The sequence below is a fragment of the Kitasatospora sp. NPDC002522 genome, assembly GCF_053595195.1.
In genome coordinates this window covers 1-5,995 of the sequence record NZ_JBSFXE010000089.1, presented here as the reverse complement: position 1 = coordinate 5,995, position 5,995 = coordinate 1, and the positions used below count along the sequence as shown (strand labels likewise).

Below are 5,995 nucleotides of genomic sequence, written 5' to 3'. Positions count from 1 at the left end.
GCGGAGGCGACGTCCCACTGCCAGGTGCCGAGGCCCGCCAGTCGCTGGGCCTGGGCGAGCTGGTGCTCCCGGAGTTCCTGCTCGTCGTGGGTGCGCCAGCTGACCAGGACGCCGTCGAGGAAGGGGGTGGCGTGCAGGGTCATGGTGGAACCGTGCACGGCGCCGCCGACGACCTCGACGTACTGCTCGGCCTCCCCGCGGTGGGGCACACCGGTGGCCGCGACGTCGAGCAGGTGCTGGAAGGCGCCGGAGGAGACCATGCCGGGGTAGAGCTCGCTGAGCAGCCGCCCGGTGATGTCCTGCCCGGTGCGGCCGGCCAGGTCGACGGTGGCCGCGTTGGCGTGTTCCACCCGCAGGTCGGTGACCTTGCCCTCGGGTTCGCGGACGGCGCTCAGGATCAGCACCGGGTCGAGGAGCGCGTCCAGGACCGCCCGGAACCACGGTTCGCCGGTCGGCAGCGGGGCTCCGGCCTCGTCGGCGCCCGGGGCGAGCACCCGCAGCAGGTGGGCGGCGCACAGCCTCGCCACCGCCGACAGGTAGCGCTCGGTGGGACGGTCCGCCCGGTAGGCGTCGGGCCAGCCGAGCTTCATCGCGCCGATCACCTGTTCCCCGGTGCGCAGCGGGAGGGCGCACACGGTCTCCCCCGGCACCAGGTCCTCGCCCTTCAGGTCGGGGTAGCGCGCGGCGAACTCGGATCGCCTGGCCCACACGACGCCTCCCTCGCGGACGGCGTCGGTCATCGGCAGCGACATGCTCGGCGGGATCCGCTGCCACTGGCTGAGCTGGTGGGCGGGCACACCGTGGCTGGCCACCAGCCGCAGCGCGCCGTCGGGCTCCAGCACGGTGAGGGCGACCGCCCCGACACCGAACGGCGCGAGGGCCGCCTCGGAGAGCACCGCGGCGAGTTCGTCGGGCGACTCGGCCGAGCCGAGGGCGGAGGCTGCGAGGTGGTAGCGCGCCGCGAACTCCCCGGCGACCGTCCGCGTCCGCGACCGCGGCCGCGCCGGGGCCACAACTGGCGGCGCCGGGGCCGACTCCCGTGGGAGGGCGGTGAGTTCGTCCTCGCCGGCGTCCGGAGGCGCCGCCGTCCCGAGCAAGTCGGCGGCGAGGTCGACGAGCCTGCGGTTGCTGTCCTGCGACAGCTGGACGAGGTGGCTGAACGCCTCGTCCGGCGTGCAGGAGAACCGTTCGATCAGGATGCCCTTGGCCTGCTCGATCACAGCGCGGGTCCGCATGGCCCGACGCTGGCCCTCCACCTCGCTGCGCAGGCGGTCGATGGTGGCCAGCAGGCGGGCGTTCTCGCCCTGCGGATCCGACATCCACGCCCCCTGGCGTAACGGAGATGGAGCGTTCTTCAAGGCTAGGCCCGAGGCGTAGGAGGTGCCGGGCGGGCCGGCGGCGAGGCGATCTCCGACCAAACGATCTTGCCGACCTCTTCCGGCGAACTGCCCCAGGCCCAGGACAGCAGTGCCACCACTCTCAGCCCGTACCCGCCCGGCACGCTCGGATCCCTTCGGGACCGGAGGACCGGCGGCTCGGGGCTCAGGTCGGACACCTCCACCCGCAGCCCCGCCGGCAGGTGGCGCAGGCGCAGCTCGACGGGGCCGCCCGCGTGCAGGGCGGCATTGGTGACCAGCTCGCTGACGATCAGGAGCACGTCCTCGGCGACCGTCCGGCGCTCACCCTCGGGAGCCGGGAGCCAGCCCCAGTCCAGCAGCGCCGCGCGGGTGAACGCGCGCGACTCGGAGACCGGCCCGGTGGCCTGCCCCAGCGCCAGTCGGCGGTGGTCGGAGACGGACGGCATTGGCTCTCAGCCCTCCTGCCCGGCGAGCGCGTCGTCCACGGTTGGGTAGATCCGAAGGACGGACTTCGCCCCCGTGATCTCGAACAGGCGGGTGACGATCGGGCTGAGGCCCGCCAGCAGCAGCGGCCGCCCGTCGCTCTCCGCCTCGCGGCTCATGCGCAGCAGCAGGTTCAGACCGGTCGAGTCGCAGAACGACAGCCCACCGCAGTCGACCACGACCGGACCGGGTGGGCCCTGCAGGGCGTCCTCCAGGGCCTCGGACAACGGCTGGACCGTATCGTTGTCCAACTCCCCTTCGGGGCGGACGATCACACTCCGCCCCGAGCCGCGGACCACTACTGTGAGCAGCGCCTCGGCCCGGTCGATGTCCATGTGCTGCTCGCCTCCCGCTCGCTCTTCTTCAACGCTAGGCCGCGTCCCAGCTCAGCGATCACCGACGACAGTCTCCACGACCTTGCCGGTGGCCGTACGCTCGACGTGCACCATGCGTCCGACCGTGGCCACGATGAACAGTCCGTAGCCGGACGGCCCTGGCAGTCCGGTCGGGCGCAGCAGCTCACGGCTGCTGTCCTCAACCGTGACCCGCACGCCCGCATCGGCGAGGGCCATCGTCAGGTGGCATCGGCCCGGCGCATGACGGCACGCGTTGCACACCAGCTCGCTGACCACCAGGACCACATCCTGCCGGGTCTGCTGCCCCAGACGCTCCCGGTCCGACCCTGTCAGCCCACCCAGAAAGCACCGAGCGGCACGCCGAGCACGGGCTTCCGATCCGGCAGCGCCGTCCAGGTCGAGATCGAGCGCGGGGACACCGTGCATGGCGTCGCCCACCTCAGAGTCTCCTCGACGCGTACGGTCCACGTTCGGCTTCTACCCCCGACTGGCAGAGGAAACCTGCAGCCCTACTACCCGCTGGCCGGGGACACATCGTCGCGCCGGCGAAGTTCGAGTCAAGAAAGCAGACAGCGCACGGCGCTCGCATCGAGGTCGGTCGGAGCGGGTAGGCGCATCCCGTCGGCCCCTCACCGAGCCGGGCCGGCGGTGCCACTGCACGACACCGCGCCAAGGGAGACCACAGATGAGTGGATTCGAATCATTCGTTGCACTGCTGGACTACCCGGTCTACGTCGTCACCGCCGCGACCGGCGACGGCGAGCGCGCAGGCTGCCTGGTCGGCTTCGCCGGCCAGTGCTCCATCCGACCGCCACGGTTCACCGTGTGGATCTCGAAGGCCAACCACACCCACCCCGTCGCGTCACACTCCCCCGCCCTCGTCGTCCACCTGCTACCGCACCGCCACGACCTGGCGGAACTGTTCGGCGGCGCGACCGGCGACACGCTCGACAAGTTCGCGGCTGTCCCCTGGCGCCCCGGCCCCTACGGCGTCCCAGTCCTCACCGACGCCTCCGCCTGGTTCGCGGGCCGAGTCCTCGACCGGTTCGACGGGGGAGATCACTCGGGATTCCTCCTCGACCCCATCACCGCCGCCACCACCGCGGACCGCAACCCGCTTCGCCTCGGCGACGTATCGGACATCGACGCGGGCCATCCGGCCTGACCGCCGAACGACCGTCCAACCCTGCAAGGAGCACACCGTGACGCCGATCAACGGGCCCGACCCTCCCCCACCCGGCCGCCACGAGACGCCACAGGAACGGGCGGACCGCCTGTGGACCGAGATGCTCCAGGAGGTACGGGTGTGCCAGACCGGCGCGCAGATCCTGTTCGGTTTCCTCATCGGTGTGGCCTTCACCGAGCGGTTCACCGAGCTGTCGGACTTCGACCAACACCTCTACATCGCCGCCGTCGCGTTGGGCGCTGTCTCCACTGGGTCACTGATCGCACCCGTGGCCTTCCGCCGCTTCCTCGCCGGCCACGGCATGAAACCCGAACTGATCCGAGTCGCCAGCCGTCTCGTCGCCATCGGGCTCGTCGCCCTGGCCCTGACCATCACCGCAGCCCTGCTCCTTCTGCTGCGCACCGCCACCACCAACTCACCGATCGCCTGGATCGTCAGCGCCTGCGTCCTGCTGTGGTTCACCGCGTCCTGGCTGGTCCTGCCACTGATCGTGCTGCACCGCACTGCCGCCCTGCGGAACCGCCCCGAGCAGGGACCGCCGGACTCGGGCAGCCAGAACGGCCACAGCACCTAACCGCGGCTGGCCAGCCCGCGAGCCCAACGCCGGGCTCCTCCGGGACCGCGGCGCTGCACACCGCGCTGCCGCCGGCGTCGGCCCCGGCGGCGAGGTGCTGGTGCCGTCGATGACGTTCTGCGCCTCCGTGCAGGCCGTCCTCGCCACCGGAGCCGAACCCCGCCCGCCGCACCCTGTGGCGCACCTACCGCGATGCACTCGCCGGCCTCCCCGGTGTCGAGGTGGTCGACGTCGACGTGGACCGCTCCGTCCCGCACCTGTGCATCGTCACGGTCCCCGACCACGACCGGGTCTGGGCCCAGATGCGCCGCTCGGGAATCGGCGTCGGCGTCCACCACCCGCCCAACCACCTCCAGCCGGCCTTCGCTCGGTGGGCCCGGCCGCTGCCGGCGACGGAACGCCTCGCCCAGCAGCTGCTCACCCTGCCGTTCCACCAGCACCTCACCGAGGACGACGTCCACCGCACCGCCGACGCCTTGCGCCGGGCCCTCACCACCGGAGACTCCCGATGACCCGCACCCCCGCCCCCGTGCCCCGGCGGATCCTCGCCGTCCGCCTCGGCAGCTACTGCCGGTCCCCGCTGGCTGCGCGCGTCCTCGCCGACCTCGGCGGCAGCGCGGTCGAGGTCCGCTCCGCCGGCCTGATCGACAAGTGGGACGAGGCCCTGGGCCTGCTCGTTGCCCGCTGCCGACGCCAGTGGGATGAACACCGCAGCCTTGCCGAGTGCCGTCAGCTCCGCGAGCGTCCCAGCACCGCTGCGACTGACCACCACATCCGCCAGCGCCAGCACATCCGGCAACTCCGCCCCATGTATCCGGTCAGCAGGTAGCAAACCGCCAAGCGCGGCGGCAGCGCCTCCGCCTGTCCGCGTAGGCCCGCCTCGTCCGTCGGACCACACTGATGGACGACGTTTGCGCGCTCCAGCAGCCACGGCAGAACCTTGGTCACCAGGGTGTTGATCTGCACCGACCCCTGCGCCCCACCGGTGACATACACCGTGGGCAGTGACCCGTCGAGCCGGTACGCGTGCGAAGACTGACCGATCAGGAGGGGCAGCGGCTGCAGCAGATCGTGCGGTGGGGCAGCACCAGTTCGGTGCGCTACCCGCGCGCGAAAGAAGCTATGACGAGTACTACCCGGACGGGGTCTGCGCGAACTGTGCCGTACCGGACACCAACTCAAACATTTCCCAGGGCCGTGCAATCCTCATGATGAACGGCGACGAGGATTATGACGACGACTTCGTGATGGAGAACCTGTAGAGCGAAGGCATCGGGCCTAAAGGGGCTATCCTGATTAGGCATTTCCATGTAGCATGCGGCCAGATGTGACCCTTCTCCTTCCGGATGTGACCCCCATGGCTCAGCGCGTAGTCGTCACGCTCTCCGACGACCTGGACGGCGGCGCCGCCGCAGAAACCGTCCACTTTGGTGTGGACGGGAAGTCGTACGAGATCGACCTGTCTGCGGACAACGCGGAGAAGCTGCGGGACGCCCTCGCTCCGTTCGTAGAGGCCAGCCGCCGGCAGAGCCGCACTGGAAAGGCTTTCCGTCGCACCGTTCTTACCCCTGACCCGGCGACGGTTCGCGCCTGGGCCCAGTCCAACGGCCACGATCTGCCTGCCCGCGGCCGCATCCCGAAGAGCGTCTACGAGGCGTTCGCTGAGGCGAGCTGACGACGACCTCGCTGCCCCGAGCGGTTTGACCGCTCGGGGCCGTTGCCATTTTCGGTCAACCTGACGGCGGCTCACCTGTGAACCCTCTAGACTTCGGTCATGCAGTTTCTGCCGCAGTGGGCATCGACCGAGATGAACTTTCGGAATCCTCGACCAAGCATCTTCCCGAGCCTCAACCTCAGAGGGCGTTTCATCCCGTTGTTTCATCCCGGATTGCCGGACTGATGGTGGTTCATGTGCCGCGCCATGTCGGGGTGGATTCCCCGGCGAGTCGGCGGGTCATGAGGTTGATCATCGCGAGGTGGACCATGGCCTCGGACCGGTGGGGGCGTGCTTCGTAGTCGCGGGCGAGGCGTCGGTGGT

9 protein-coding genes and 2 pseudogenes are annotated in these 5,995 nt (G+C 70.6%); 5 read left to right on the top strand and 6 right to left on the bottom strand.

Annotated elements, in window-relative coordinates; genetic code table 11:
- The 4 genes from ACWD4U_RS34405 to ACWD4U_RS34390 form a co-directional block, all read right to left on the bottom strand.
- On the bottom strand, window positions 1-1,319 hold a 1,319-nt coding region (locus ACWD4U_RS34405; protein WP_449787405.1), incomplete at its 3' end, for an ANTAR domain-containing protein.
- A gap of 41 nt (window positions 1,320-1,360) precedes the next feature.
- A complete protein-coding gene (locus ACWD4U_RS34400; protein WP_363462132.1) occupies window positions 1,361-1,804 on the bottom strand; it encodes an ATP-binding protein in 444 nt (147 codons plus the stop codon).
- Between the two features lie 6 nt (window positions 1,805-1,810).
- Window positions 1,811-2,176, bottom strand: coding sequence for an STAS domain-containing protein (locus ACWD4U_RS34395; protein ID WP_363462130.1), 366 nt, complete (start codon window positions 2,174-2,176; stop codon window positions 1,811-1,813).
- Between the two features lie 51 nt (window positions 2,177-2,227).
- A complete protein-coding gene (locus tag ACWD4U_RS34390; protein WP_363462128.1) occupies window positions 2,228-2,635 on the bottom strand; it encodes an ATP-binding protein in 408 nt (135 codons plus the stop codon).
- A gap of 247 nt (window positions 2,636-2,882) precedes the next feature.
- On the opposite strand from ACWD4U_RS34390, the gene ACWD4U_RS34385 reads away from it, so the two are divergent.
- The 3 genes from ACWD4U_RS34385 to ACWD4U_RS34375 all read left to right on the top strand — a co-directional run bounded on the left by ACWD4U_RS34385 (window position 2,883) and on the right by ACWD4U_RS34375 (window position 4,469).
- Window positions 2,883-3,362, top strand: coding sequence for a flavin reductase family protein (locus tag ACWD4U_RS34385; RefSeq protein WP_363462126.1), 480 nt, complete (start codon window positions 2,883-2,885; stop codon window positions 3,360-3,362).
- A 37-nt stretch (window positions 3,363-3,399) separates the two neighbouring features.
- Window positions 3,400-3,957, top strand: a complete 558-nt coding sequence (locus tag ACWD4U_RS34380; RefSeq protein WP_363462124.1) for a DUF6328 family protein — start codon at window positions 3,400-3,402, stop codon at window positions 3,955-3,957.
- A gap of 221 nt (window positions 3,958-4,178) precedes the next feature.
- Window positions 4,179-4,469 (top strand): DegT/DnrJ/EryC1/StrS family aminotransferase, encoded by a 291-nt coding sequence (locus ACWD4U_RS34375; protein WP_449787404.1) that lies wholly within the window; start codon window positions 4,179-4,181, stop codon window positions 4,467-4,469.
- Window positions 4,470-4,585: 116 nt separating this feature from the next.
- Here the strand turns inward: ACWD4U_RS34375 and ACWD4U_RS34370 are convergent.
- Window positions 4,586-4,971, bottom strand: a pseudogene (locus ACWD4U_RS34370) (glycosyltransferase); the annotation flags it as partial.
- A 62-nt stretch (window positions 4,972-5,033) separates the two neighbouring features.
- Between ACWD4U_RS34370 and ACWD4U_RS34365 the strand changes: the two are divergent.
- Window positions 5,034-5,219: a hypothetical protein gene (locus ACWD4U_RS34365; protein WP_363462138.1), complete on the top strand. Its 186-nt coding sequence runs from the start codon at window positions 5,034-5,036 to the stop codon at window positions 5,217-5,219.
- Window positions 5,220-5,314: 95 nt separating this feature from the next.
- On the top strand, window positions 5,315-5,632 hold the full coding sequence (locus tag ACWD4U_RS34360; RefSeq protein WP_363462122.1) for a histone-like nucleoid-structuring protein Lsr2: 318 nt from the start codon (window positions 5,315-5,317) through the stop codon (window positions 5,630-5,632).
- 232 nt (window positions 5,633-5,864) lie between these two features.
- Here the strand turns inward: ACWD4U_RS34360 and ACWD4U_RS34355 are convergent.
- A pseudogene (locus ACWD4U_RS34355) lies at window positions 5,865-5,995 on the bottom strand (IS5 family transposase); the annotation flags it as partial.

What these genes read in the sequence shown, in the direction of transcription:
- ACWD4U_RS34385 (WP_363462126.1), top strand. Translation starts at nt 2,883, where the DNA reads ATGAGTGGATTCGAATCATTCGTTGCACTGCTGGACTACCCGGTCTAC.
- ACWD4U_RS34360 (WP_363462122.1), top strand. Translation starts at nt 5,315, where the DNA reads ATGGCTCAGCGCGTAGTCGTCACGCTCTCCGACGACCTGGACGGCGGC.
- ACWD4U_RS34400 (WP_363462132.1), bottom strand. Translation starts at nt 1,804, where the DNA reads ATGCCGTCCGTCTCCGACCACCGCCGACTGGCGCTGGGGCAGGCCACC.
- ACWD4U_RS34395 (WP_363462130.1), bottom strand. Translation starts at nt 2,176, where the DNA reads ATGGACATCGACCGGGCCGAGGCGCTGCTCACAGTAGTGGTCCGCGGC.